General features: G+C 62.2%; 27 protein-coding genes. 12 read left to right on the forward strand and 15 right to left on the reverse strand.

The window, feature by feature from the left end:
* Positions 1-2 precede the first annotated feature (2 nt).
* From PVW48_RS11885 to PVW48_RS11910, 6 genes are all read left to right on the forward strand, one after another.
* A complete protein-coding gene (locus tag PVW48_RS11885) occupies positions 3-2963 on the forward strand; it encodes a formate dehydrogenase subunit alpha (RefSeq protein WP_012177182.1) in 2961 nt (986 codons plus the stop codon).
* 14 nt (positions 2964-2977) lie between these two features.
* Positions 2978-3574, forward strand: a complete 597-nt coding sequence (fdh3B, locus tag PVW48_RS11890) for a formate dehydrogenase FDH3 subunit beta (protein WP_012177183.1) — start codon at positions 2978-2980, stop codon at positions 3572-3574.
* Between the two features lie 13 nt (positions 3575-3587).
* Positions 3588-4616 (forward strand): formate dehydrogenase subunit gamma, encoded by a 1029-nt coding sequence (locus tag PVW48_RS11895; protein ID WP_274581497.1) that lies wholly within the window; start codon positions 3588-3590, stop codon positions 4614-4616.
* 105 nt (positions 4617-4721) lie between these two features.
* Complete coding sequence (locus tag PVW48_RS11900) at positions 4722-5822, forward strand: Mrp/NBP35 family ATP-binding protein (protein WP_274581498.1); 1101 nt, start codon at positions 4722-4724, stop codon at positions 5820-5822.
* 3 nt (positions 5823-5825) lie between these two features.
* Positions 5826-5981 carry a hypothetical protein gene (locus PVW48_RS11905; RefSeq protein WP_157865211.1) on the forward strand — a complete coding sequence of 52 codons (156 nt, stop codon included), beginning with the start codon at positions 5826-5828 and terminating at the stop codon, positions 5979-5981.
* A gap of 24 nt (positions 5982-6005) precedes the next feature.
* A complete protein-coding gene (locus PVW48_RS11910; protein WP_338020472.1) occupies positions 6006-7220 on the forward strand; it encodes a c-type cytochrome in 1215 nt (404 codons plus the stop codon).
* A 93-nt stretch (positions 7221-7313) separates the two neighbouring features.
* On the opposite strand, the gene PVW48_RS11915 is transcribed toward PVW48_RS11910, so the two are convergent.
* The 13 genes from PVW48_RS11915 to PVW48_RS11975 form a co-directional block, all read right to left on the reverse strand.
* Complete coding sequence (locus PVW48_RS11915) at positions 7314-7616, reverse strand: hypothetical protein (protein WP_274581500.1); 303 nt, start codon at positions 7614-7616, stop codon at positions 7314-7316.
* Positions 7617-8096 (reverse strand): hypothetical protein, encoded by a 480-nt coding sequence (locus tag PVW48_RS11920; protein WP_274581501.1) that lies wholly within the window; start codon positions 8094-8096, stop codon positions 7617-7619.
* A gap of 181 nt (positions 8097-8277) precedes the next feature.
* Positions 8278-9351 carry an alkyl sulfatase dimerization domain-containing protein gene (locus tag PVW48_RS11925; RefSeq protein WP_274581502.1) on the reverse strand — a complete coding sequence of 358 codons (1074 nt, stop codon included), beginning with the start codon at positions 9349-9351 and terminating at the stop codon, positions 8278-8280.
* A gap of 27 nt (positions 9352-9378) precedes the next feature.
* On the reverse strand, positions 9379-10404 hold the full coding sequence (locus PVW48_RS11930) for an MBL fold metallo-hydrolase (RefSeq protein WP_274581503.1): 1026 nt from the start codon (positions 10402-10404) through the stop codon (positions 9379-9381).
* A gap of 186 nt (positions 10405-10590) precedes the next feature.
* Positions 10591-10953, reverse strand: coding sequence for a response regulator (locus tag PVW48_RS11935; protein ID WP_274581504.1), 363 nt, complete (start codon positions 10951-10953; stop codon positions 10591-10593).
* A gap of 55 nt (positions 10954-11008) precedes the next feature.
* Positions 11009-11302 (reverse strand): response regulator transcription factor, encoded by a 294-nt coding sequence (locus tag PVW48_RS11940; RefSeq protein ID WP_274581578.1) that lies wholly within the window; start codon positions 11300-11302, stop codon positions 11009-11011.
* Positions 11230-11454 carry a response regulator transcription factor gene (locus PVW48_RS11945; protein ID WP_338020474.1) on the reverse strand — a complete coding sequence of 75 codons (225 nt, stop codon included), beginning with the start codon at positions 11452-11454 and terminating at the stop codon, positions 11230-11232. Before PVW48_RS11945 ends, PVW48_RS11940 begins: the two co-directional genes overlap by 73 nt.
* Complete coding sequence (locus PVW48_RS11950; RefSeq protein WP_012177192.1) at positions 11455-11637, reverse strand: response regulator; 183 nt, start codon at positions 11635-11637, stop codon at positions 11455-11457. It abuts the gene before it with no gap.
* A complete protein-coding gene (locus PVW48_RS11955; RefSeq protein WP_274581505.1) occupies positions 11634-12533 on the reverse strand; it encodes a sensor histidine kinase in 900 nt (299 codons plus the stop codon). The genes PVW48_RS11950 and PVW48_RS11955 overlap by 4 nt, the downstream gene beginning before the upstream one ends.
* 6 nt (positions 12534-12539) lie before the next feature.
* On the reverse strand, positions 12540-13526 hold the full coding sequence (locus tag PVW48_RS11960) for an ABC transporter substrate-binding protein (protein ID WP_274581506.1): 987 nt from the start codon (positions 13524-13526) through the stop codon (positions 12540-12542).
* Positions 13527-13789: 263 nt separating this feature from the next.
* Positions 13790-14830: a substrate-binding domain-containing protein gene (locus tag PVW48_RS11965; RefSeq protein WP_274581507.1), complete on the reverse strand. Its 1041-nt coding sequence runs from the start codon at positions 14828-14830 to the stop codon at positions 13790-13792.
* A gap of 25 nt (positions 14831-14855) precedes the next feature.
* Positions 14856-15866 carry an ABC transporter permease gene (locus PVW48_RS11970; protein WP_274581508.1) on the reverse strand — a complete coding sequence of 337 codons (1011 nt, stop codon included), beginning with the start codon at positions 15864-15866 and terminating at the stop codon, positions 14856-14858.
* On the reverse strand, positions 15863-17380 hold the full coding sequence (locus PVW48_RS11975) for a sugar ABC transporter ATP-binding protein (protein ID WP_274581509.1): 1518 nt from the start codon (positions 17378-17380) through the stop codon (positions 15863-15865). Before PVW48_RS11975 ends, PVW48_RS11970 begins: the two co-directional genes overlap by 4 nt.
* Positions 17381-17510: 130 nt before the next feature.
* Between PVW48_RS11975 and mtnK the strand changes: the two genes are divergently transcribed.
* The 6 genes from mtnK to PVW48_RS12005 all read left to right on the forward strand — a co-directional run bounded on the left by mtnK (position 17511) and on the right by PVW48_RS12005 (position 23290).
* A complete protein-coding gene (gene mtnK / locus PVW48_RS11980) occupies positions 17511-18770 on the forward strand; it encodes an S-methyl-5-thioribose kinase (protein ID WP_443112678.1) in 1260 nt (419 codons plus the stop codon).
* On the forward strand, positions 18767-19870 hold the full coding sequence (gene mtnA, locus PVW48_RS11985; protein WP_274581511.1) for an S-methyl-5-thioribose-1-phosphate isomerase: 1104 nt from the start codon (positions 18767-18769) through the stop codon (positions 19868-19870). The genes mtnK and mtnA overlap by 4 nt, the downstream gene beginning before the upstream one ends.
* Before the next feature lie 3 nt (positions 19871-19873).
* Positions 19874-20887, forward strand: coding sequence for a sugar-binding transcriptional regulator (locus PVW48_RS11990; RefSeq protein ID WP_274581512.1), 1014 nt, complete (start codon positions 19874-19876; stop codon positions 20885-20887).
* On the forward strand, positions 20884-21579 hold the full coding sequence (locus PVW48_RS11995) for a class II aldolase/adducin family protein (RefSeq protein ID WP_274581513.1): 696 nt from the start codon (positions 20884-20886) through the stop codon (positions 21577-21579). The genes PVW48_RS11990 and PVW48_RS11995 overlap by 4 nt, the downstream gene beginning before the upstream one ends.
* Positions 21576-22655, forward strand: coding sequence for an aldo/keto reductase (locus PVW48_RS12000; protein WP_274581514.1), 1080 nt, complete (start codon positions 21576-21578; stop codon positions 22653-22655). The genes PVW48_RS11995 and PVW48_RS12000 overlap by 4 nt, the downstream gene beginning before the upstream one ends.
* A 149-nt stretch (positions 22656-22804) precedes the next feature.
* Positions 22805-23290, forward strand: a complete 486-nt coding sequence (locus tag PVW48_RS12005) for an AAA family ATPase (protein WP_274581580.1) — start codon at positions 22805-22807, stop codon at positions 23288-23290.
* A 27-nt stretch (positions 23291-23317) separates the two neighbouring features.
* Here PVW48_RS12005 and PVW48_RS12010 read toward each other — a convergent pair whose 3' ends face one another.
* Both PVW48_RS12010 and PVW48_RS12015 read right to left on the reverse strand, forming a co-directional pair.
* Positions 23318-23917: a dihydroxyacetone kinase subunit L gene (locus PVW48_RS12010; RefSeq protein WP_274581515.1), complete on the reverse strand. Its 600-nt coding sequence runs from the start codon at positions 23915-23917 to the stop codon at positions 23318-23320.
* Positions 23914-24915: a dihydroxyacetone kinase subunit DhaK gene (locus PVW48_RS12015; RefSeq protein WP_012177205.1), complete on the reverse strand. Its 1002-nt coding sequence runs from the start codon at positions 24913-24915 to the stop codon at positions 23914-23916. Before PVW48_RS12015 ends, PVW48_RS12010 begins: the two co-directional genes overlap by 4 nt.
* Positions 24916-24920: the final 5 nt, after the last annotated feature.

Consider the following 24920-nt stretch of genomic DNA (forward strand, 5'->3'; position numbering starts at 1 on the left):
CCATGCTGGTCAAACGCAGATCGACAGACGCGCGCCGTAGTGGCCTCGCGGCCTTTGCGCAGAACGTTTCCGCCAAGCCTGTGGACCGCCGCAGCTTCCTGAGATCCTCCGGACTGGCCGTGGGTGGCCTTGCGGCGCTGGGGACGGTCGGTGCCACGACGGTGCGTCGCGCCGAGGCTGGCATGACGGACTTCAGCCAGCCCGTTGAGATCAAGACCAACATCTGTACCCACTGTTCGGTGGGCTGCACCGTGCTCGCCGAAGTGCAAAACGGGGTCTGGGTCGGTCAAGAACCGGCATGGAAAAGCCCGATCAATCGGGGCACCCACTGCGCCAAGGGCGCGTCGGTGCGCGAGTTGGTGCACGGTGACCGTCGCCTGAAATATCCGATGAAGAAGGAAAACGGCGCATGGGTCCGGATTTCCTGGGATCAGGCGATCGACGAGATCGGGGACAAGATGCTCGACATCCGCGAGAAACATGGCGCCGACAGCGCCTATTTGCTCGGCTCGGCCAAGTTCTCCAACGAGGGCGCTTATCTCTTCCGCAAGTTCGCGGCGTTTTGGGGGACCAACAACGTCGACCACCAGGCGCGGATCTGTCACTCGACCACGGTCGCAGGTGTTGCGAACACCTGGGGCTATGGCGCGATGACCAACAGCTACAATGACATCCGCAACTCCAAGACGATCATCTTCATGGGCTCCAACGCCGCTGAAGCGCACCCCGTTTCGCTGCAGCACATCCTGACGGGCAAGGAGACCAACCGCGCTAATGTCATCGTGATCGACCCGCGCTTCACCCGCACGGCCGCCCACGCCACGGATTACATCCGCATGCGTCCGGGCACCGATATCGCCGTGATCTGGGGTATCATGTGGCACATTTTCGAGAACAACTGGCAGGACCAGGAGTATATCGATCAGCGTGTCTGGGGCATGGACCAGATCCGCGAAGCGGTCAAAGCCTACCCGCCCGCAGAGGTGGAGCGCATCACCGGCATCGGTGAAGCGGAACTGCGCCGCGTCGCGGAAACCTTCGCCACCCAAGGCCCTGCAACTTTTATCTGGTGCATGGGCGGCACGCAGCACACGGTCGGCACGGCCAACGTGCGCACCTATTGCAACCTGCTTCTGGCAACCGGCAATGTCGGCTCCAACGGGTCGGGCGCCAACATCTTCCGCGGCCACTGTAACGTTCAGGGTGCCACGGATTTCGGCCTCGATATCGGGTCGCTGCCTTGCTACTACGGTCTGTCCGAGGGCGGCTGGCGCCATTGGTCGCGTGTCTGGGAAGTGGACTACGACTACCTGCAGGCGCGCTTCGACGAGGTGCCGGCCAAAGGCGGTCGCGATGCGCGCGATCGCAAGGCGAACATGGAAATGGCCGGGATCCCGTCGACCCGCTGGTTCGATGCGACCACCCTTGACGCGGAGGACGTCGATCAGCGCGACAACATCAAGGCGATGATCGTCTTCGGTCACGGCGGTAACACGGTGCCGCGGATGGGCGACAGCCTCAAGGGGATGAACGCGCTCGATCTGCTGGTCGTCGCGGACCCGCATCCCACGACATTCGCTGCCCTCCACGATCGTCCCGACAACACCTACCTGTTGCCGATCTCGACACAGTTCGAATGCGATGGCAGCCGGACGGCCTCGAACCGCTCGGTGCAATGGGGCGAGAAAGTCGTCGAGCCCATCTTCGAGAGCGACAACGACTATGCCGTGATCTACCGGCTGGCCGAAAAGCTCGGCTTTGCGGACGAGATGTTCAAGAACTACGAGATGGTTCAGGGCAAGTTCTCGATGGAGCCCACGGCCGAATCCGTCCTGCGCGAGATCAACCGCGGTGGCTGGTCCACCGGCTACACCGGGCAGAGCCCCGAACGGCTCAAGGCGCATATGGCCAACCAGGACAAGTTCGACCTGGTCACTCTGCGCGCGCCCGCGGATGCGGGCGACGTGGCCGGCGATTTCTACGGTCTGCCCTGGCCCTGCTGGGGGACGCCGGAGTTCAAGCATCCCGGCACGCATATCCTCTACAACCCGAACGTGCCGGTCAAAGAGGGCGGCGGTGGCTTCCGTCCCCGCTTCGGTCTCGACCGGGACGGCGAGACCTTGTTGGCGGAGGGGTCGTATCCGGTTGGCTCCGAGATCGAGGACGGGTATCCGCAGTTCACCTACGGTATCCTTCAGAGCCTCGGCTGGGACAGCGATCTGACCGCGGAAGAGCTGGCCACCATCCAGCGCATCGGCGGCAACGATCCCGAGGCGATGGCCAATGTGAGTTGGTCGCTCGACCTGTCCGGCGGGATCCAGCGTGTCGCGATCGAGCACGGCTGCGTGCCCTTCGGCAACGGTAAGGCCCGCGCCGTGGCGTGGAACCTGCCCGACCCGATCCCGGTGCACCGCGAGCCGATCTATTCGCCGCGCCCGGATCTCGTGGCCGACTACCCGACCCGCGACGACGGTCGCCAGTTCCGTGTGCCGAACATCGGCCACACGATGCAGGCCTCTGCCGTCGAGCGCAATCTGTCCGAGAGCTTCCCGATCGTTCTGACCTCCGGCCGTCTGGTCGAGTATGAGGGCGGTGGTGAAGAAACCCGGTCGAACCCCTGGCTCGCCGAATTGCAGCAGGACATGTTCGTGGAGATCAACCCGGCGGACGCAGAGGCCCGGGGCATTTCCGACGGCGGTTGGGTCTGGGTCTACGGTCCGGAAAACGAAAGCAAGACCCGCGTCAAGGCCTTGGTTACCGAACGCGTGGCGGAGGGCGTGGCCTTCATGCCGTTCCACTTCGCGGGCTGGTTCCAGGGCGAAGACCAACGGGGCAACTACCCCGAGGGCACCGACCCCATCGTCTTGGGCGAGAGCGTCAATACGGTCACATCCTATGGATATGACCCGGTAACAGGCATGCATGAAGGCAAAGTCACACTTTGCCAAATTGCAGCGGCCTAAGGGAGGACACTGAAATGGCACGAATGAAATTTCTGTGCGACGCGGACCGCTGCATCGAATGCAACGCTTGTGTGACGGCCTGCAAGAACGAGCATGAGGTTCCGTGGGGCATCAACCGTCGCCGGGTCGTGACGATCAACGATGGCTTGCCGGGCGAGAGATCGGTCTCGATGGCCTGCATGCACTGCACCGACGCGCCCTGCGCGGCGGTGTGTCCGGTGGATTGCTTCTACACCACCGATGACGCCGTCGTGCTGCACTCCAAGGACACCTGCATTGGATGTGGCTACTGCTTCTACGCGTGCCCCTTCGGCGCGCCGCAATATCCCAAGGTGGGCAATTTCGGTACGCGCGGCAAGATGGACAAATGCACCTACTGTGCAGGCGGCCCGGAGGCGGACATGACCGAAGCCGAGTACGTCAAGTACGGCTCCAACCGACTGGCCGAGGGGAAACTGCCCCTGTGCGCCGAGATGTGTTCCACCAAATCGCTGCTTGCCGGCGACGGGGACATCATTGCCGAGATCTACAAGGAACGCGTGGTGACCCGGGGCTACGGTTCCGGGGCATGGGGCTGGCGTAGCGCTTATGGCGATACGGTAACGGTCTGAGTGGGATAGAAAAATGAATATGAAAACACTCTCACAACGCTTCGTGGCCGTTTTCGGTGTGCTCGTGGTGCTGGGCATCATGGGCGGCACCCTCCATGCACCTGCGCAAGCTCAGCAAATCAACCCGACCGCAGAAGCGGTCACGGAGGACTCCCTGTTCGAGGCTCTGCGGGACGATCAGATGGTCGCGGGTCGTGTTTCGATCCCAGACGGACTGTCCAGCGGTCTGATCAAACCGGGTAACGCCTCCTGGGCTGATACCCACACCAGCACGGTGCGAATCCTTTCGATCCTTGGTGTTGTGGGTGCTTTGGTCGTGTTGACGGGCTTCTATCTCATCCGTGGCAAGATCATGGTGGATAGCAAGCTGTCCGGCGTCCGTATCCTGCGCTTCACAGCGGTAGAGCGGTTTGCGCATTGGTTGATGGCGGGTTCATTCATCGTGCTTGCTCTCACCGGTCTCAACCTGGTGCTTGGGCGCACGATGGTCCTGCCCTGGCTCGGAGAGACTGCATTCTCCACGATTTCGGTTTGGGGCAAAATCGCGCATAACTATGTGGGATGGGCCTTCATGCTGGGTCTGATCATGTCTTTCGCGGTCTGGATCTCGCACAACATCCCGGACAAGGTGGATGCCGAGTGGGTCGCCAAGGGTGGCGGTCTTCTCAAGAAAGGTGTTCATCCCCCTGCGAAAAAGTTCAATGCGGGTCAAAAGGTCATCTTCTGGTCGACCACTTTGGGCGGCGCTGCCCTGTCTTTCACCGGCTTCATGATGCTGTTTCCGGCTTTGGCTGGTACACAGGCGGATTGGCAGTTCTACCAACTGATCCATGGGATCGTTGCGGCTGTCCTGTCCTTCATCATCATAGCGCATATCTACATTGGCTCGATCGGGATGGAAGGCGCGTTTGATGCGATGGGTACCGGCGAAGTAGATCTGAACTGGGCGAAAGAACACCACTCCCTTTGGGTGGAAGAGGTCCAGAAAGGCGAAGCGGCCCAAGACGGCGGCCCCGCCAAAACTCCGCATCCAGCGGAATGAACGCTTGGCTCGCCCGGCGCGGTACATTTCTGCGCCGGGCGATCCGTTCATGTCTCCCTGCCCGTGCGAAGGCAAAGACTGGCGCTACCGAAAGTTTGAAGACCGATGGCATATGACCCGATCCTGCATGCTGCCCGTGAGGCGCTGACAGGGCTGACGATGCCTGACGGCACGCCCTTTCTTGGCGCTCCGCAGGTGTCGGGGCCGGTTCTGTCCGGTGGTCGTATCAGCGTATCGATAATGACAACGGCCGCGGGCGCCGCGTCTCTCGGCGAGACAAGATCCAGGGCCGAGGCGGCCTTGCGCGCTATACCAGGGGCTGAGACGGCCTTTGTTACCCTGACCAATGATGCAGCCGCCGCTCCACCGGTCCTCAAACAACCAAATGCCGCGAAGCCCGCGGTGTTGGCCGAGGTCGCGCATGTGGTGGCCGTTGCCTCTGGCAAGGGTGGGGTTGGCAAATCGACCACTGCCGTAAACCTTGCCTTGGGTCTGCGTGCAAACGGTTTGAAGGTGGGCATTCTGGACGCGGACATCCACGGCCCCTCCATCCCGACGCTGCTTGCTCTTCATGGGCAACCTCGCATGGGCAAGGATCGCAGGCTTCTGCCGATGCAGTCCAACGGAATATCGGCCATGTCCATGGGTATGATGGTCGATGCCGAGACGGCGATGGTCTGGCGCGGTCCCATGGTGATGTCGGCGATCACGCAAATGCTGGCGGAGGTTGACTGGGGTGCCTTGGATGTTCTGATCGTCGACATGCCCCCTGGCACCGGCGATGCGCAACTCGCGATCGCCCAAGGCACGAAGCTTGCGGGTGCCGTGATCGTCTCGACCCCACAAGACCTGGCCCTGATCGATGCGCGTCGTGGCATAGCGATGTTCGACAAGGTGGATGTGCCGATCCTTGGCTTGATCGAGAATATGGCGCATTTCACTTGCACCGACTGCGGCAAACAGCACGCACTTTTCGGTACCGGGGGAGCGGAAGCTGAAGCCAAGCGTTTGAATGTGCCGTTCTTGGGGGCAGTGCCGCTCACAATGGACTTGAGGGCCGCATCCGACAGCGGTCAGCCCATCGTGGCCCGCGATCCGGAGGGCCCTCTGGGCAAGCTTTACGTCGAGATGGCAGGAGCCCTTTGGGCCAATCTGGTAGCCTCATCCTCGAAATCCCAATCACCAAGAAAACTACAAGGAGCCTGACTGATGAAAGCTTTCCTTCTCGCCTGTGGCGTCGTTCTCGGCATTGCCTTCATTGCGGCGAATGTCCTTAACGGCACCTTTCAGACCGACAGCACCTCGGCCTTCACGACAGAGGGCGCGCGCGTATCGCCCGGTGAACAAAACTTGATCAGCAACTGATCTGCCGTGGGGCAGGGGGGCAAGATGAGGGTCGCCTCGACCCTCTGTGCGGTCGCGCTGGCCTCTGCCCCTGTCTTGGCGCAAGATCTACGCGGTCATGGTGGACCTGTGCGCGCCCTGGCGACGGACGAGGCAGGTCGCATCTATTCCGGATCCTTCGATACCCGGGCCATTGTCTGGGATGGTTTCACAGCCATGCAGGTCACCCGTCACCACGAAGGGGCGGTCACGGCTGTTGTCCCGCTTGAAGGCGGTCGCTTTGCCTCCGGGGGACAGGATGGCCGTGTCGTTATCTGGGGGGATAGCCCGGAGCCCCTGCAATCCGAGATCTGGCACCCGCTGCCCGTCGGCGCGATGGTCGCCCTAGGCGACGGTCTTGCATCGGCTGGATGGGATGGGCGGATCGCCCTTTGGTCCGGCACTGGAAGTCCCAGCTACATCGAGGCGCATGAGGGACAAATCACCGGCCTCATCGGGTACCGCGGTGGCTTGGCCAGCGTGGGCGCGGATCTGAGGCTGCGGTTGTGGAACCCGGACGGGACAGATGCCGGCCAGATCAGCCTGCCTGCAGCCGCTTCAGCGCTCGCGACCGATGGCGCAGCCCTATTCGTCGCGTCTCCCGATGGCATTCTGCGGAAAGTCACTGCAATTACAGAACTTGATGAGGCGACCATCTCCAGTCGGGGGCTGTTGTCCGTTGCCGCCTCCGAAGGGCTTGTGGCCGTTGGGGCCATGACGGGGGACGTATGGCTGGTCGATCCGGATACGCTCGACGTGCAGGTGGCCATTGAGACCGGTCAAGGGCCAATCTGGGCACTGGCCATTTCGGATGGCGTGCTTTTGACGGGTGGCAACGATGGCCTGATCCGGCGCTGGTCGTTGGACGGAATCGCCCTGGGGGAGGGCAGTGGCCCCCCCGATCCGACCCTAACCAATCCGCGCGGTGCAGAAGTCTTTCGGGCCTGCGCCGTTTGCCATACCCTCACGCCCGATGACGGGGCGCGGGCCGGGCCGACACTCCATGGCATCTTTGGACGCCGGATCGCGACCGCCGAGGGGTATCAGTATTCTGAGGCTCTCAAAGACCTTGATATCGTATGGACCGCCCAAACGATATCCGAGCTCTTCGAGTATGGCCCGGATGCCTATACACCAGGAAGCCGTATGCCCGAACAGCGCGTGCCGAGTGCTGCGGATCGTCAGGCGCTCGTCGAGTTTCTGGAAATGGTCACCCGGTAACTCAAGTCACATGGTGGCGTTTGAAGACCTCCATTCTGGTGAAAACTCCGCTTGAACTCATGCAGGCGCACAATGACGGCTTCGCCGGTGTCCTCAAAACTGAAAGTTCACACCCGCGAAGATCCCCCAATCCGGTTGGCCATCGCCGTCGGAGGCCACGGTATACTGCGGTTCGACGAACAGGTTCAGAACCCCGTTTTCGCGCTGGAACACCTGGCCGATCCCGAGGCCGATGGGGATGGCATAATCATCGGTCTTGAAGTCGTAGGTCATCACGCCGGTTGATCGCAGGTAGGTGCCGCCACCGAGTTGATAGAATACGAATGGCTGAAAGGCGGCCGCGTTGACGTCGTCGCGGGTGTCTTCGCCTGCGAAACTGGCCTGCCAAGTCAACAATTAGCCGTATTGCACGGTCGGGCTGGATGCGTTGAACAGCACGTTTGCAAATCCCGCCGACCATTTGCCCAATCCCAGCGCGTCATCTGTCGCAGTCGGCGCGGTGAGCTGCGGACCGATCCCAAAACTGATCGCGGGGTTGCCGGTGTCGAACAGAAAGGCCGCAAAGACGTTCAGATCGCCAAGGCCGGAGCGGTCCCCACCCCCAGCGCGGGGCACGGTATTGATGGGCAGAGTCGCGCGGGCCATGATGTTTGCAGCGCCCAGCCGAAACGGTTTGGCCCCGCGCAGCAGAACGGCGTTTGCGTCCCGGTCGATGCTCGACAGGTTGCCGAAATACTGGTTCTGCAGGTTGAGCGACGTGGTGTCGGCGAGCGGGTTGTTCGCCTGTGCCGCGGCATCGGCCTCCCCCTGCGCAAATGCCGCCGAGGCCATTGTCGCGGTGATGATTGTCAGTGACAGAGCTCTGGTATGCTTCATGGCTGAGCGGGTCCTCCAGTTTGCGCGCCTGACTGCTCGGTCTTCTCCCTAGGGCTTCATCCGGAATGAAGCAGTCGGCAGGATTTTTGTGCAGGCATTGTACCTCGCGTGTGGAGGGCCGTGGGGCTGGGCCACGGCCCCCCTTCGGTTGGGCGCCGCGCGCTGGGCGCGGCGGCAGTTCTCAGTTGGGCAGTTCCCCGGCATTGACCGTTTTGACCTGGAAGGGGTTGCCCTCGACCCCGCTGGGGCCTGCCTCAGGGTCATAGCGCCCCGGAACGGCCGCAGCGCCTTCGGTGCCCGGCATGACCTCGAAGGTCATCTCGAAGTCGGTCAGCAGCGAAGCCAGCTGCGTCAACACTGACCGATCGCCCTCGGCCTGAGCATTCCCGGCGTCGATCTGTGCGTCGATGGTCGCCTCGCCGATCATGACCGGAACTAGCTGCGCGCGGTCGATCGTGAGGGTCAGGTCGGGGGTCTCGGCCTGGTAGCCTTCGATATTTGTCAGAGTGGCGTTGCTCAGTTCGAGGATGTATTTCTCCTCGATGTCGGGATGCACGATGTTGATCGTGAACTCGGTATCGCCCGCTTTCCGGCTGTCCATCTTGATCGCGATGTAGTCCAGGAACAGCCCCGTGGGCATCGCCTGGATCACGTCCGGCGTTGCGGTTTCGGTCGCAGTGCCCGTGGGCAGCGGGGAGCGCAGCTCATAGGCGCCGGCGAGGAAGCTGCTGCGCAGGCCGGGGTTTTCCTGCTGGTAGCCGATCTGCTCGAAATTGTCGGCCAGTAGGTCCTTGGCAGCCGTGTTGTCCGGCTCGGCATAGACAAGCTTGTTCAGGATCTCGACGGCGTGGAAATACTGCCCGGTGTCGAACGGCTCCTGCCCCTTGGCGAGGATCGCGTCCGCACCGCCCATCATCTCCACATAAAGCGGAGCGGAATCCGCCGGTGACAGCGGGATTAGCGTGGCCGGGTTGGCATCCCAGTAGCCGAGGTAGCGGTTGATCACCGCGCGTACTTTGTGCTCGACCGAGCCATGGTAGCCACGGTTGAACCAGTTGTTCGCGATGCTCTCGGGCGGTTCGTAGACGTTGTGGATCTCGTTGATCGTGACGCCCTGATTGGCGAAGTGCAGCACCTGGCTGTTCAGGTTCGCGTACAGGTCTCGCTGTGCGCGCAGCACCTCTTGGATGCGTTCGTTGCCGAATCGTGGCCAGTGGTGCGAGGCGAACATGACCTCGGCCTCGGTGCCGAACATCTGCAGCGCTTCGTTGATGAACTTGGACTATCCCAAGGCATCGCGCACTTGGGCCCCCCGTAGGGTGTAGATGTTGTGCATCGTTCCAGTGACGTTCTCCGCCATCCAAAGCGCCTTCACGTCGGGCAGGTAGGTGTTCATCTCGGACGGGGCTTCGGTGCCCGGGGTCAGTTGGAAAACCATGTGCACACCATCGATCGTGTGCTCTTCGAGGGGCTCCGAAATCTCCATCGTCGGCGCGATCAGGCCCGTGGCGCCGCTGGAGGCAGCCTGGCCGAGGCCTTGGGTGACATAGCCATAGGGGCTGGCCGGCAAGAGCGAGGCGTACTGATAGAACATCCGCCGCGTCATGGCGTTGCCGGCATAGACGTTTTCGGACACCGCGTGCTCGATAAAGCCTTCAGGCGCGATGATTTCGACCTCGCCAGCCTCGATCGCCGCATCATCCACGAGGGCACGCACGCCCCCGAAGTGGTCCGCATGGGAGTGCGAATAGATCACGGCCACAATCGGACGTTTGCCAAGCTCCTGGTTGACCAGTTCCATTGCCGCCTCGGCGGTTTCCTTGGACAACAGCACGTCATAGGCGATCCAGCCGCTGTCGCTCTGGATCAAGGTCGGGTTTGAAAGGTCGTAGCCGCGCACTTGGTAGATGCCTTCCATCACCTCGTAGAGGCCGAATTGCGTGGTCAGACGGGCCTGGCGCTCGAGAGAGGGATGGATACAATCGAAGTTCTCACCTTCCTTGAGGAAATTGAATCGCTCCAGGTCCCAGGCGAACCCGCCGGCCTCCGCCTCAATCTGGAGCGTTTCGGGCGCGGCGATCAGGTCACGGGCGAGCTCGTCGAAATCCTGAGTGTCATCGAACGGCAGCGCTTCGCGTGCTTCGTTCAGGATGTCGATGGTGAATTGCGAGGGCATCTTTCCCTTCTCGTGGAAATGCGCGGGCGGCTCAGCATCCTGAGCGATTGCGCGTGGGGCGAAGCCGGGCGCCGTGACCGTCAATGCGATCGCGCCCGACAAAGCCGCGACCACCAGTCTTGCTTGTGTCATGTTTAGGTTCTCCTTCCTGTTGTCTGCTGACAGTCCGATCTGGACACGCGCCGGACATGGGGCCGGGGCTGTACCGCGATGGGTGAAGCGAGCCAGCGCCGGGCGACCACAGAACTGCCCACAGGATGCGGAACGGCGACGATGGCGCATAGTTGGACCATGTACCTATCGGGTGGTGGATGCGCCTCAGACTTTCGGGAGGAACCCGGAGAGGTCCGCGCGGGACAGGGGTTTTCTGATGTACGCGTCTGCGCCCGCAGCCAGGCAACTGCCTTTTGCACCTTCGCTATCGCGCCCCTTCATGACAACGATTCTCGGGGTGAAGCCGCGTGCTCTGAGTTGTGCGATCAGGTCCGGGCTGCGAACCCCGGGAAGATGCAGATCGAGAAGCAACAAGACCGGCGGGACCTCGAAAGCGGCCCCGAGAAGGGCTTCGCCAGAGGCAAAGGTCCGCGCATCGTAGCCCAGAGACCGGGTTCCCAGCGTCAATGCCCGGCTCACGGCGTCATCATCGTCGACAATCGCGACAAGTCCAGCATCGCTACACATGGGCCAAACCTACGCATGCGCGGCCGTTGCCCGATAGATGCCCAATGGGCCTACATCACGGTGCGCCGATCCGGCGGGTGACGGCGGCACGCACCAAGTCCGCGAGGTTACGCATCCCCATCTTCTGCATGACCCGCGCCCTTTGGACCTTCACGGTTTTCTCCGCAAGTCCCAGGTCCATTGCGATGTTCTTGTTGGGCTCTCCGGCCACCAACGCATCATGGACCTGGCGTTCGCGCGGTGTAAGTCTTCGCAGACGCCGTTCGAAGCGCGCTTCTACCGACAGCGCGGATTGCGCGTCGCATGCATGGTCGATTGCGTTGCGGACCGTGTCAGAAGCCGTTCGGATTCGACGGGCTTGGTCAGAAAATCGAAAGCTCCGGACTCCATCGCGCGCACGCCCATCGCGATGTCGCCGCGCCCGGTCAGAAAGACCACGGGACAGCTCTTGGATGTCGCGGCGATCCGGTCCTGAAAGGCAATGCCGTTGATCCCGGGCAGTTACATATCGACGATGACGCATCCGATCCTGTCGGGGTCGAAGCCATCCATGAACGCCTCGCCACTGGCATGCTCAATGGCCTCGTACCCGTGCCGCATGATCATTCGTCGCAGCGCACGCCGGATCGCGGCGTCGTCCTCGACGATGTGGACAAGGCATTCCTGGGATTCCGGGGCACTCATGGCGCTGGAAGTGCCAGTATGGCGCGGGTTTTCGATGCCGCGCCGTCGACGTGGAGTTGACCGCCATGAGCCTCTGCAATCGTCCGGCTGATCGACAGCCCGAGGCCCATTCCATGCGCCTTGGTCGTCACGAAAGGTTGGAAAGCGGCGTCCCGCACGGCCTCGGGCAGGCCCGGGCCAGTATCGGTGACGGACACCTCGCGCATGCCGTCGGTACGCAGTGTCGTCTCGATGCTTATCCGCCGTGTCTTTCTCGGTTGATCCGCCATGCCATCTGTAGCGTTGAAAATCAGGTTCAAGAGAACCTGTTGAAGTTGCTCCGCATTTCCTGTCGCAATTAGGGCAGCCTCGCAGAGTTTCAAATCTGTCCTGACACTCCGCGCGATCAGCTCGCTCCGGATCAGGCGCAGGGTCGCGCGCACCACGTCGTTGAGTTCGACAGGTTGGACGTCAGGGGCCCCCTCGCCAAGGAGTTTGCGCAGGTTGTCGATAACACCCGCCGCGCGCCGATCATCGTTGGCAATGTCTTCCAGGATTTCGGCAATCTCACGCAGATCCGGCGGGCTTTGTCGTAACAGGGCCCTGCCGGATTCCGCATTCATCAGGATCGAGGTCAGGGGCTGCTTCAGCTCATGCGCGATCGCGCCGGACAACTCGCCCAGTTGGGACACGCGCGAAAGCCGGGCGACCTCCGCCCGCTGCTGGGCAAGCTCGGCCGCGGCACGGCGACGGCGCTTTTCCAGAACGCCGAGGCCGATGATTGTGCTCGACTGCAAGAGGATGATCGGGAAGGCCAGGAGGATTGCCGCCCAGTATTCCTCCCAGACGCCGGGGTCGTAAAATAGAATCTCAGCGCCGGGCAGGAGGCGGTCTTGATCAAGATCGAACCGCTGCATCTGTCGCTAGTCGAGCACGGATGAAGCGGGCACCTCGATAGTCTGCGACACATTCGTAGGATCATCGACGAGCTGAAGCGCCGTTTCGGTCAGCGCCGTGCCGAGCGACTGAAACGTCGAGAAATGCCCGCCCACGAGACCGCATCCGACATAGGTGTCATAGACCCCGTAAACTGGCGTACCCGAAACCTCGGCGAGCGTAACGGCGGCTTCAACCGGTGTGAACAGCCGCCCCGCTGCATCCCGGAAGATGGTGAGTACGATCGCGATGGTGTCCCGGTCGAGGGCCGCCGCGGCGTCGCGAAACTCCTCCAGCGTCAAGTCCGACAGGTGGGTGACGTCAAGCTCCGCGAGACCTGCGAGTTGTTGCTCAGCGGAGGCCTTCCAACTTTGATCGAAGGCCGCGCTTCCGGTGAAAATGGCGACGCGTGTCGCATCAGGCTGGAGCGCCCGCGCCAGCTCCAGCGTGCCGACAAGATCGAAGGAGCCGAAGACGCCATAGGCATTGGGCGGCAGATCGAACCCGCGAAGATCTTCGCTGTCCACGCCGCCGAAAACGATGGGAAGTCCCGGTGCAAAACGGTCCTGATGCGTTATCGCGAGGGACAGTGCCTTGGGGCCCACGGTCAGGACCGCGTCGAGCGTGTCGTCGCTGTACTTGCGGGTCACCTTGTGGATGAAATGCCGATCCTCCTCGGCACCAGGAAACCTCTGCAGGTCGCGGTGCTCGCCGTAAACCTCGAACCGCGACCGCGCATCCGCCTGGGTGAGCGCCGAAGAGATGCCTTCCTGAATTGCGATGTTGGCGTAGAGCGTGCTGGAACTGGAGTAGAGTACGAGGAACCGGACCTGTTCAGGAAGGTCTTCCTCCTGAGCCATGGCTTGCGACGTGCCGATGAACAGAAGCGCTGCTATTGCGGCCAGCAGGTGGCGTAGGCCAGGACCGTTATGACCGGCCTTCGGACGCCACCATATTGAGGACGCCCGCCTCATGACAGCGCCAAGTCCTGCATGTCTTTCGGCGATCTGCATCCAGCGCGCTTTTGGCACGGCCTTCACCAGCCCTTTTTGTCAGGGGCTCAGACTGGGTGCGGAAAATAGTCCCGTCAAGCTGACCAAGTCCTTGGCGCGCGACCGTGAACCAGGGCTTCCGGGACTGTTGTGGCGGGTGCAGTGATCGGGTCGGTCGACAGGTGGTCGTCACCGGCGAGACCTGTTCGACCTGCCCCGTTGGTCGCGGGGCAGATCGGGTTGTGTCAGCGTGCGGGCAGAGGCATCCAATCAGCCATCGCGACATCCGCGTGCTGGAACTGAGGCATCTTGGCACCGAGGTCTTCCATGTTGCGGATGTCATTGTCGTTGAGAAAAGCCTGCGTGATGAGAGTCGGCGGCACGATCACAGACGCGCCGGGATCCTCGCCGGCCAGCATGAGGGCAAGCGCGCGCACGGAGACTTCCCCGACAACCGCTGGGTTGGTGGCAACCGTGGCCTTCCAGGCGCTGCCCGGTTCGCGCATGAGCGCGATGTCCGCAGTGGAAATATCGGCCGAGTAGATGCTCATCTCGCCGCTCAGGCCCAATTCGTCCGCGGCGATTTTCACGCCTTTGGCGAACTCGTTATAGGGGGCGAAGAAGACCGAGATGTTCGGGTTCGCCTGAAGGGCCGCGCGTGCCTGGTTGGCATTGGCATTCGCGATCGGATTGTCGAGCGTGCCGATCCGCGCTTCTTCGGTGATGCCTGGATTGGCAGTTTTCACTTCTTCCCAGGCCGCGTGGCGGCGGTCGAGCGGCGCGATGCCCGGGACGTAGACATAGCCAGCGGCAAAGCTGTCGCCATTGTCCTTGATCGCCTGTTCCAGAGCCAACTTGCCGAGCAGATAATCGGACTGCTCGACCTGCGGAATAGCCGCGTTCTCGACATTCACGTCGAACGCCACAACCTTGATCCCCGCATCAACCGCGCGCTGTGCGGCTTCCCGCATGGATTCCGTGAGACCGTGCTGGATGATGATCCCGTCCACGCCAAGCGCGATGGCCTGGTCGACCATGTCTGCCTGCAAGGCGGCGTCCTGGCGACTGTCGAATACGCGCAGGTTCACACCAAGTGCCGCGGCCTGCGTTTCGACGCCTGACAGGTAGGCCTGGAAGAAGTCGCCGGTGGAGAGGTAGCGCACAAGCGCGATAGTGACCTCTTTTGGGGTATCCAGTGGGGCAGGTACCTCCTGCGCGGTTGTGGCGCCCGCGCCAAGCGCAAGACTTGCCGCACTTGCAAAGGCCATGAAGTGACGTCTCAGCATATCGAGTCCTCCCTATCGCTGATGATCAATGCCCCGGGCCGCTGCGGCGCGAGGACAGGTAGAAAGTGAAGACAAGGGCGGCAACCAGGACCGTGCCCTTGACGAAATCCTGGGTATAATAGGGCGCATTCATCATGGTCATGCCCTGAAGCAGGATGCCCACGAAAAGCGCGCCCATGGCGGTGCCGAAAGCGTTGGGTCGGGCTGCGCCCAGCACCGCAAAGCCGATCAGGGCCGCCGCCACGGAATCGAGCAGCAGGTTGTTGCCGCTGGCAATGTCGCCCCGTCCCAGACGGGCAGCCAGCAGGATACCCCCGATGGACGCGGTCACGCCCGAGATCATGTAGGCCGCGATCTTGTAGCGGTTGACCGGGGTGCCGACGAGACCAGCGGCGCGTTCATTGGACCCGATGGCGTACATCAATCGTCCATGCCGGGTGAAGCCCAGAAACAGCCAGATCAAAACGGCGATCCCCACAAAGATCACCACCGGCATCGGCAGCAGGCGCTCGATAACCACATCGAACCGGTGACGCCCCAGCCAGAGGAAGGCCGCCGAAAAGGTGCCCTCGGCCACGGTGCCATCGGACAGGGTCATCCCCGTAGCGATGGAATTACCCTGGGTCGGAATGCGTTGCAGACCGATCAGCAGGAACATCATGCCCAGCGTCGCCAGCAGATCGGGCACCCGGAATTTCACGATCAGCAATCCGTTGATGAACCCGACCAGGGCCCCCATCGCGAGGCATAACAGAACCGCGACGATTGCCGGGTGTTCGAGGATCACCATGGAATAGGCCGACAGCATCAGCGCCGATGTCGCCACCGCGCCGATTGACAAGTCAAATCCGCCGACCACCAGGGTGCAGGTCACCCCAAGGGCAAGAATACCGGTGATCGCCACGGATTGCAGCACGAAGGCCGCCGACAAAGGCCCGAGGAAGCCCGGCGCGGCGAGACTGAAATACACGATCAACCCGAACAGGAGCATCAGGAAGCCATAGCGAATGGCGATGTCGAGAAGTCGGTCGTTCATGGAGATGTGCCTGTCACGGTCGATGTGGCCCCCGAGATATCCGCGACAAGCGCGGCGAGGTCGATGTTCCGGTTCGTGTGTTCGCCGACGATTGCGCCTTCGCTCATCACTACGATCCGGTCGGCGATCTCGAGTGCCTCGTCGATTTCCGCTAGAAACACGAGGGTGGCGCGTCCTTGGGTGGTGGCGCGAATATGGTGACCGATGTCGCGGCGCGCGCCGATATCCACGCCTTGGAAGGGCTCGTCGAGCAATAGGACCTGCGCGGGCTCCAGCAACCAGCGGGCGATCATCACTTTCTGCTGGTTGCCGCCCGACAATGTGCCGATGCCGTCCCTGACGGATTGGCACACGATGCCCAGCCGGTCCACCATGCCTTGCGCGGTGCTGCGCTGTTGGCGAGATTTCAGGAACGACCCGACACTCATACCCTGTAGAAACGGCAAGGTCATGTTGTCGGCGATCTCGAAAGCCGGGATCACGGCGTTGGTGCCACGGTCCTTGGGGGACATGAACACACCCTGTGCAACCGCATCTTTGACCGAACGCGGGCTGTAGTCCTTTCCCTTGATACGAATGCTCCCCCGTATTGGCCTCGCGATGCCAAAGAGGATCTCGGCGAGGCGGCTCTTGCCGCTACCCAGCAATCCGACCAGGGCGACAACTTCGCCGTCATGGGCGGTCAAGGTGATCGGGGAGGCACCTTCGAACAACTGCAGATTTTTGATTTCCAGTACCGGATGTGTGCCTTGCCGCACCTCGGCGTCGACCTCGGTCATGCGGTGGCCCAGCATCGCCGTCACGGCGGCTTCAAGGTCGAGCGGTTCAGTCTCGAAAACACCTGAAATCATGCCGTCGCGCATGACCACGATGCGGTCTGCGATGCGGCGAATATCCGACATTCGGTGCGAGATATACAGGATCGCCACGCCCTGAGCGCGCAGGCGGTCTATCAGCTCGAACAGCCGGTCCGCTTCGGTCGCCGAGAGCGATGAGGTCGGTTCGTCGAGGATCAGAACCTTGGGCGCGCGGGCCATGGCACGGGCGATGGCGATCATTTGCCGGTCGGCGACGGACAGGTCAGACACCCGGGCCCTCAGGTTCACCTCGATACCCATCGCGGCGGCCACCTTGGCTGCCTCGGTACGCAGGTGGCGCTCGCGCACGAAAAGGCCATGCGAGTGTTCCGCCAACCGGTCCAGCATCAGGTTGTTCGCCACATCGAGATCGGGGATTACGCCGTCGTCGATGGATTGGTGGACCGTCACGACCCCCTGCCGGATCGCGTCGGCGGCATCCTCGGGGTCGAACGCGTTCGTAGCAAGGCGCATGGTGCCGCCATCGGCGCGGTGTTGGCCGCATATCACTTTCACCAGCGTGGATTTTCCAGCGCCGTTCGCGCCCATCAGAACAGTCACGGACCCCGGATCCAGAGCCAGGTCGATGCCGCGTAATACGTTGTTCTTGCCAAACGATTTTTGCAAACCGTTCACTATGAGCGCATGATCAGCCACGCGTCTCCTCCCCCGTGTCGCGCGACGGTAGGCGGGCGTGAATACATTTGTCAAATAATTTGACATAAGTATAAACTGAGGACTACGCACAACTCGACAGCGCGTCAGAGCAACCGAGGGGAGGCCGCCTATGGGCGCAGGCACGGCGTATGAAGCTTTAACCGTGGAGACACTGCCAGAGCGGCTCCGGGGCGTCTCGGCGCTCGCGTCCCGTGTGGGAAATGATCCGGGGGCTTGGCAGGTGGAAGAGGTCGGAGATGGCAATCTCAACCTCGTTTTCATCGTCAGTGGCCCCAGCGGAAAAGTGATCGTCAAGCAGGCGCTGCCCTATGTCCGTCTGGTTGGGGACAGTTGGCCGTTGCCTCTCTATCGCGCTTATTTCGAGTATCACGCGCTGACGCGGCAGGCCGCACGCGACCCGGGCGCGGTGCCGACGGTGTACCATTTCGACGAGGCGCAGGCGCTGATCATCATGGAATACCTGTCCCCCCATGTGATCTTGCGGCGCAAGCTGATCGCCGGGGAGCATGTCGCGGGGCTGGCCGCGTTTCTGGGCCGGTTTTGTGCCCGAACAGCGTTTCGTGGATCCGAGCTGTCGATGCCGAGCCCCGAAAAGAAGGCTGATGTCGCCCTGTTTGCAGGGAATGTGGAGATCCCAGCCATCACAGAGGCTCTGGTCTTTGCCGACCCGTATTTCGATGCCGAGATGAACAGTCACACTGAAGGACTTGAACCGGTCATCGCCAGGTTGCGCGCCGATGTCGGCTTGAAGGTCAAGGTGCAGCAAGCGCTGCAACGCTTCGTGTCGAACACCGAAACGATGGTCCATGGCGACCTGCATTCCGGCTCGATCATGTCAACCGACAGCGATAGCCGCGTGATTGACCCGGAGTTTGTACAATACGGGCCGCTCGGCTTCGATATCGGGATGCTCTGCGCCAATTTCCTGATGGCCTATTTCAGCCAGCCCGCCCATCGCGGTGAAGACCTTGCGACCTATCAAGAGTGGATCCTCAGCGTGATTGCGGACACCTGTTCCGTCTTTGAAGCCGAGTTCCGCGATCTGTGGCGCAGCGAGCGGACAGGCATACTTTATCCCCAAACCTTGTTCGAGGATCAGGGGCAGGACAGCACTCCGGCCTGTGATGCCGTTTTGGCAGAGATTTGGCGCGATGCCTGGGCGGTGTGCGGGATCGAGATGCATCGACGGTGCCTCTCGCTGGCGCATAATGCCGATTTCGAGGACATCGCGGATGTGCGGGTGCGCGCACCGCTGGAGGCGCGCAATCTGCTGATGGGGGCCGAGTTGATCCATTCGGCCGCAACGCTTGCCGATGCAAAGGCCGTCTGCGCCCTTGCGCGGGACTTCAATAGAAAGGACGTCCTATGAAAATCGACGGTACACACTACCGTTCCTTGTGGTGGAACCACGAACAAAACGTTCTCGAAATTATCGACCAACGCTGGTTGCCCCATGACTTTCGCGTCGTTCCGGTCGCCACGATGCAGGATTTCGCGGATGCGATCTACCAGATGCGCGTGCGCGGTGCGCCCCTGATAGGGGCTACGGCGGCTTACGGCATGGCGCTAGCCATGGCCGAGGACCCCTCGGATGCGAATATGGATGCGGCTTGGAGCTTTCTGGAGAAAACCCGCCCTACGGCGATCAACCTGCGCTGGGCGCTGGATCGTTGCCGCGCTGCGCTGCGTCTATTGCCCCAAGCTGATCGGGCCGCTGCCGCCCTGACGCTGGCCCATGACATCGCGGACGAAGATGTCGAAATCAATCGCCGGATCGGGGAGCACGGGCTTGCCCTGATCCGCGAAATCGCCGCCTGCAAGCCCGAAGGCGAACCGGTGCGATTGCTCACCCATTGCAACGCCGGCTGGCTGGCCACGGTGGATTGGGGCACTGCGACCAGTCCCATGTATCACGCCCATGATGCGGGTATCCCCTTGCAGGTCTGGGTCGATGAGACACGCCCCCGCAACCAGGGGGCGCTGACCGCATGGGAACTGGGCAAGCACGGCGTGCCGCACACCTACATCACCGACAACGCGGGCGGTCACCTGATGCAGCACGGCCTCGTGGACATGGTGATTACCGGCACCGACCGCACCACCCGCCAGGGCGACGTGTGCAACAAGATCGGCACTTACCTCAAGGCGCTGGCGGCGCGGGATAACGGCGTGCCGTTCTATGTGGCGCTGCCCTCGCCGACGATCGACTGGACTGTCAGGGACGGCGTGGCCGAGATCCCGATCGAAGAACGCGACGCCTTCGAGGTGACCCACGTGCAAGGGATCACCGGGACCGGTGAGATCGGCATGGTGCAGGTCACACCCGACGGTACAAGTGGCGGTAACCCGGCCTTCGACGTGACGCCGAACCGGCTGGTTACGGGGCTCATTACCGAACGCGGTTTGTGCAACGCATCCGCAGAGGGATTGGCGAGTCTGTTCCCCGAGTTCTCCAAGGCAGCCGAATAGCCCGTGCCCCTTTCGGTCAGTCCTCTCGGCAAGCTGAAAGGCGGCGCTGCGGACCCGATGCGAATGGCATCGCGTGACGACGCCCTGTTTGTCGAAGCGGCATGGCTCTACTACCATGACGGGTTGAACCAGACCGAAATTGCCGAACGTATGCGGATCAGCCGCGCATCGGTGGTGAACTACCTTAATGAAGCCCGCACGAGGGGCTGGGTGCGGGTGCATCTCGACAGCGATGTTTTCCGAGGGCACCGCCTGGCGGCAGAGCTTTGTGCGGTCTTTGGGCTGACCGATGCCTTGGTTGTGCCGGACGATCCGCTCGATCCCGAAGGGGCCGCGGCCAGCGTCGCACGGGTGACCCGGACCGCGGCGGACTGGCTGCCACGTTTGCTGGAGCCGGGCGACCGTTTGGGGGTGTCCTGGGGGGCGACCATTTATCAGATGGCGCAGCAGGTGCCTAACGCCCCGGTACCCGATCTGAGGGTCATTCAACTTCTGGGGTCACGTCCCGCGGCACTCGGATTTGCCGCCGAGGCTTGCACGGCGATGTTGGCGCAACGTCTGGGGGGGGAATGCATCAACTTGCATGTGCCCCTCGTGCTCTCGAACAAGGCGCTGCGCGATGCTTTGTGCGACGAGCCGGTGGTCCGGGAACAGCTGGAAGCGCTGGCGAGTTGCAACAAGACGGTGCTGGCTTGTGGGACCTGTGATGCCGACGCGCATGTGGTGCGGAGCGGTATCGTGACCTCGGACAGTATCTCGGACTACCGCGCCAAAGGCGCAGTTGGCGTGATCTGCGGACGCCTGATCGACGTTAAGGGACAACCGGTGGTGGCCGAGGTCGAGGACCGCATGATCGGAGTGACTCTTGATCAGATGCGAGGCAAGGACATGGCGCTTTTGGTTGCCGCAGGACCGGGGCGCGCAGCTCCGGCAAAGGCCGCAATCAAGGGGGGATTTGTCACCCATCTGGTAACCAGCAAGCGCATCGCAGAAGACCTGTTGGAGACGGCACCATGACACCCGCAACCCCGCTGACAGATACGACCGCCACACGGCAGGCGCTGATCGATGCTTGCCTCTGGATGAACGCACGACATCTCAACCAGGGGACGTCAGGCAATATTTCGGCGCGTATCGCCAGCGGTATCCTGATCACCCCGTCGGGTGTGCCCTATGAATACCTGACACCCGACGCTTTGGTCACGATCCCGCTGGACGGATTGCCCGACAGCAACGGTGCGCAACCATCATCTGAATGGCCGTTTCATCAGGGAATGCACCAGGCGCGCCCGGACATGCCGGTGGTGCTGCATGCGCATCCGCCCTATTGCAGCGTCCTTGCAGTGCAGCGCCGATCGATCCCGGCCTGCCACTACATGATCGCAGCCTTCGGCGGCAATGATGTGCCCCTTGCCGATTACGCACTTTTCGGCAGCCCTGAACTGTGCGCAAACATGGCACGCATCATGGCCGACCGTCATGGGTGCCTAATGGCCAATCACGGCGCGACGGTCCTAGGCGAAACCGTCGACAAGGCTCGCTGGCGGCTGGAAGAGCTCGAGACACTGGCACGCACCTACCTGTTCAGCAGCATAGGGGGCGCGCCGCATATCCTGTCGGATGCCGAGATTGCTGAAGTCATGGTGGCTTTCTCAAGTTACGGGCCACGTCATTCCGAAGAGCGGAACGGGGAGGGAGAGAGATCATGAAATATCGAACGCTGGGTCGGAGCGGTCTGAAGATTTCGGTCATTACTATGGGGACCTTCACTTTCGGCGGGCGCGGTGATTTCGGCCGCACGGCCAGCCAGGATGTAACCGACGCGCGACGCCTCGTAGACAGTTGCATCGACCACGGCGTCAACCTGTTCGACACGGCGAACATGTACTCCACCGGGCTGTCCGAAGAGATCCTCGGCGAGGTTTTGGAAGGCCGATATGACGATATCCTCGTGACCTCCAAGGCGCGTATGCCGATCGGCGATGGCCCGAACGACGAAGGTGTCTCGCGCTGGCACCTGATCCGGGAATGCGAGCGTTCCCTCAAGCGGCTGCGCACCGACCGTATCGACATCTACTACATGCACGAATGGGATGGTCTGACCCCTGTCGAGGAAAAGATGGAGGCCCTCGATACGCTGATCCAGCACGGCAAGATCCGCTATGCGGGCTGTTCCAACTATTCGGCCTGGCATGTGATGAAATCGCTGGCCGCTGCGCCGCGCCATTCCAGCCGCTTCGTCACTCAGCAAATTCACTACACGATCGAGGCGCGCGACGCGGAATACGAGCTTCTGCCCCTGTCGGTCGACCAAGGGCTGGGGGTTCTGGTCTGGTCGCCTCTGGCGGCCGGGCTGTTGTCGGGCAAACACCGTCGCGGGAGGCAGACGCCCGAAGGCTCGCGGCAGGCCGAGGGCTGGAACGAGCCTCCGATCCGCGACATGGAAAGGCTCTGGAGCATCGTCGATGTGTTGGTTGAGATCGCCGAGGCTCATCAGGTCGAGGCCGCCCAGATCGCCCTGGCGTGGTTGCTGACACGGCCTGCGGTAGCGTCCCTGGTCGTCGGCGGGCGGACCGTCGATCAGTTCGAGCGCAACTTCCGCGCGGTCGATGTCGTCCTGTCGGAGGATGAATTGAAGCGCCTTAACGATGTCAGTCGCCTTCCGCTGGTCTATCCGTACTGGCATCAGCACAATTTCGCCCGCCCGCGGTTCAGCCCCGCCGACCAGGCGTTGCATGCCGATTACCCGGACCGCCATTATGGCGGCGAAGACCCATTGGTCTGAGTGGCGAAGGCCTTGTGTGAACCCGTTTCGCCACGGCGCGCTCCTGGGGCGGGTGTTGCCAAGAAAGGGCTGGGGATGACACATTGAGCCGCAGGTTTATCTTGCTAACCGGGTGCTCTGGCGGTGGAAAATCAACAGTCCTGCAATAGCTGAGCGCCAAGGGTTTCGCCATCGTGGAAGAACCGGGTCGACGCATCGTCGCAGATGAAATTGCCAAGGGTGGCACTGCTTTGCCTTGGTTGGACATGGGGGCGTTCGCGCGGCGCGCCGTCGAGATGGCGCAATCGGATCTGCAACGGGCTACGGGGCATGAGGGTCTTGTATTCTTCGACCGGGGCATCGTCGACGCCGCGGTCGCGTTGGAGCATTCGGGCGGCCCGTCCATCCGGGAGACACTGGGTGCGGCTCGTGCCTATGCGGGCCGTGTTTTCGTGGTGCTGCCGTGGGAAGAGATCTTTGGCCAAGACGCCGAGCGCCGACACGATTTCAACACGGCGGTGCAGGAGTATCATCGTATAACGCACGCTCTGGACGCGTTGGGATACGATGGACGGGTCTTGCCGCGCGTGTCAGTGCGCGACCGGGTCGAGATGGTTCTGCAAGGCTGCACCGGACGGTCGGCGAGATCGCCCTGATGCCCTGAGCGCCAGGCGCCCGAGCGCCTATTTGTCCACGGCGGCCCTGATCACCGACTGCATCGCCAGCATCCCGGGATCGTCCAGACCGATACTCTTTTCGCCGAAAATGCGGGCGCGGCCGACCGTGGCCGGTTTGTCGCGAAAATCCTCCAGCGCGCGGTCCACGGCCTCGGCTGCTGCGCTGGCCTTGTCATCGGCCTTGTCTGTCGTGCGGGCGACGTAGTCGAGGCTGTCCAGAACCGTCTTGCCGCCAAGCTCTGCCTTGCCCCGTGCCTGCATCTTGTCGCGCGCACCTGCGATGAGACCGGGAATACTCTCCGATTCAATCTCCTGCTGACCCCGCAGTTCCTTTGCGGCGCTCATCAGTCCTGTTGCCATGAGCGTGCCGTAGGACGACCCCGAGGACTTGGTGAACGCCTGGGCGCATCCCAGCAGGGCCATGCCGATATCCTCGGGCAGATCGTCCTTCATCGCCACGATCGCGCGCATGCCACGTGTCATGGTGACCCCCAGATCACCATCACCAAGGGCCGCATCGGCACTGTTGAGTAGGTCGAAATCCCGCTCCATCGCGGCTGCGATGCGGTCAATGGCACCCAGAAGTGTATCGCGGGTGATCGTCATCCAACCCTCCAGAACGCGCAGTCGCACGGTGCCAGAAGCAACTTCTCAAGTTCGTCATCCAGCTTGCACAGGGTGAAGGACACGCCCGCCATTTCCATCGACGTGGCGTAACGCCCGACCAGCGGCATGACGATGCGTGCGCCCGCAGCTTCGAGCCGGGCCTTTACCCTGCGGTAGAGGATGTAGAGTTCTTCGGGCGGTGTCGCTCCGAGGGAGTTCACCATCACGGACACGCGGTCGCCATTGCCGATCGGCATATCGGCGAGAAGCCTGTCCATCATCTCTTCGGCGATCTGATCGGCGGTCTGCAGCTTGCCGCGCCAGACGCCGGGTTCGCCATGAATGCCCATGCCCATTTCCATTTCGTCTTCGGCGATCTCGAAGGTGGGTTTGCCCGCTTGTGGCACCGTGCAGGGTGACAGCGCCGCACCGATGGAGCGGCAGGCATCCGCGGCTTTCTGGGCCACGGCGGTAACGCCATCCAGGTCACGGCCTTCCTCGGCGGCGGCCCCGGCGATCTTGAAGGCGTAGACCATGCCCGCGACACCGCGGCGTTTTTCGGCTTCTGCTGGCGGGGCAGAGGCCACGTCATCGGCCAATAGCACCGTGGTGCAGGTGATGTCGTCGAACTCCACCAGCTCTCCGGCCATATCGAAGTTCATTACATCGCCGCCGTAGTTGCCATATAGGCGTAGCACGCCAGCACCGCTGTCGGCCACGCGGATCGCATCGGCCATCTGTTCGGCTGAGGGCGAGGCGAAGACATCCCCGATCGCGCAGGCGTCGAGCAATCCTTCGCCCACATAGCCGGTAAAGACCGGCAGGTGGCCGGACCCACCGCCGGTCACGATCCCGACCTTGCCGTCCTTGCCCGGGTTGGCGCGGGCCACGACCTTGCCGGTATCGCCGTGCAGGCGGTAGTATTCCGGATGCGCGGCGATCAGCCCCGCCAGCATCTCGTCGACATAGTCTTCCGGCTTGTTAAGTATCTTTTTCATCATGT

Origin of the sequence: Dinoroseobacter sp. PD6 (assembly GCF_028807315.1) — a bacterium.
Classification (GTDB): Bacteria; Pseudomonadota; Alphaproteobacteria; order Rhodobacterales; family Rhodobacteraceae; genus Dinoroseobacter; species Dinoroseobacter shibae.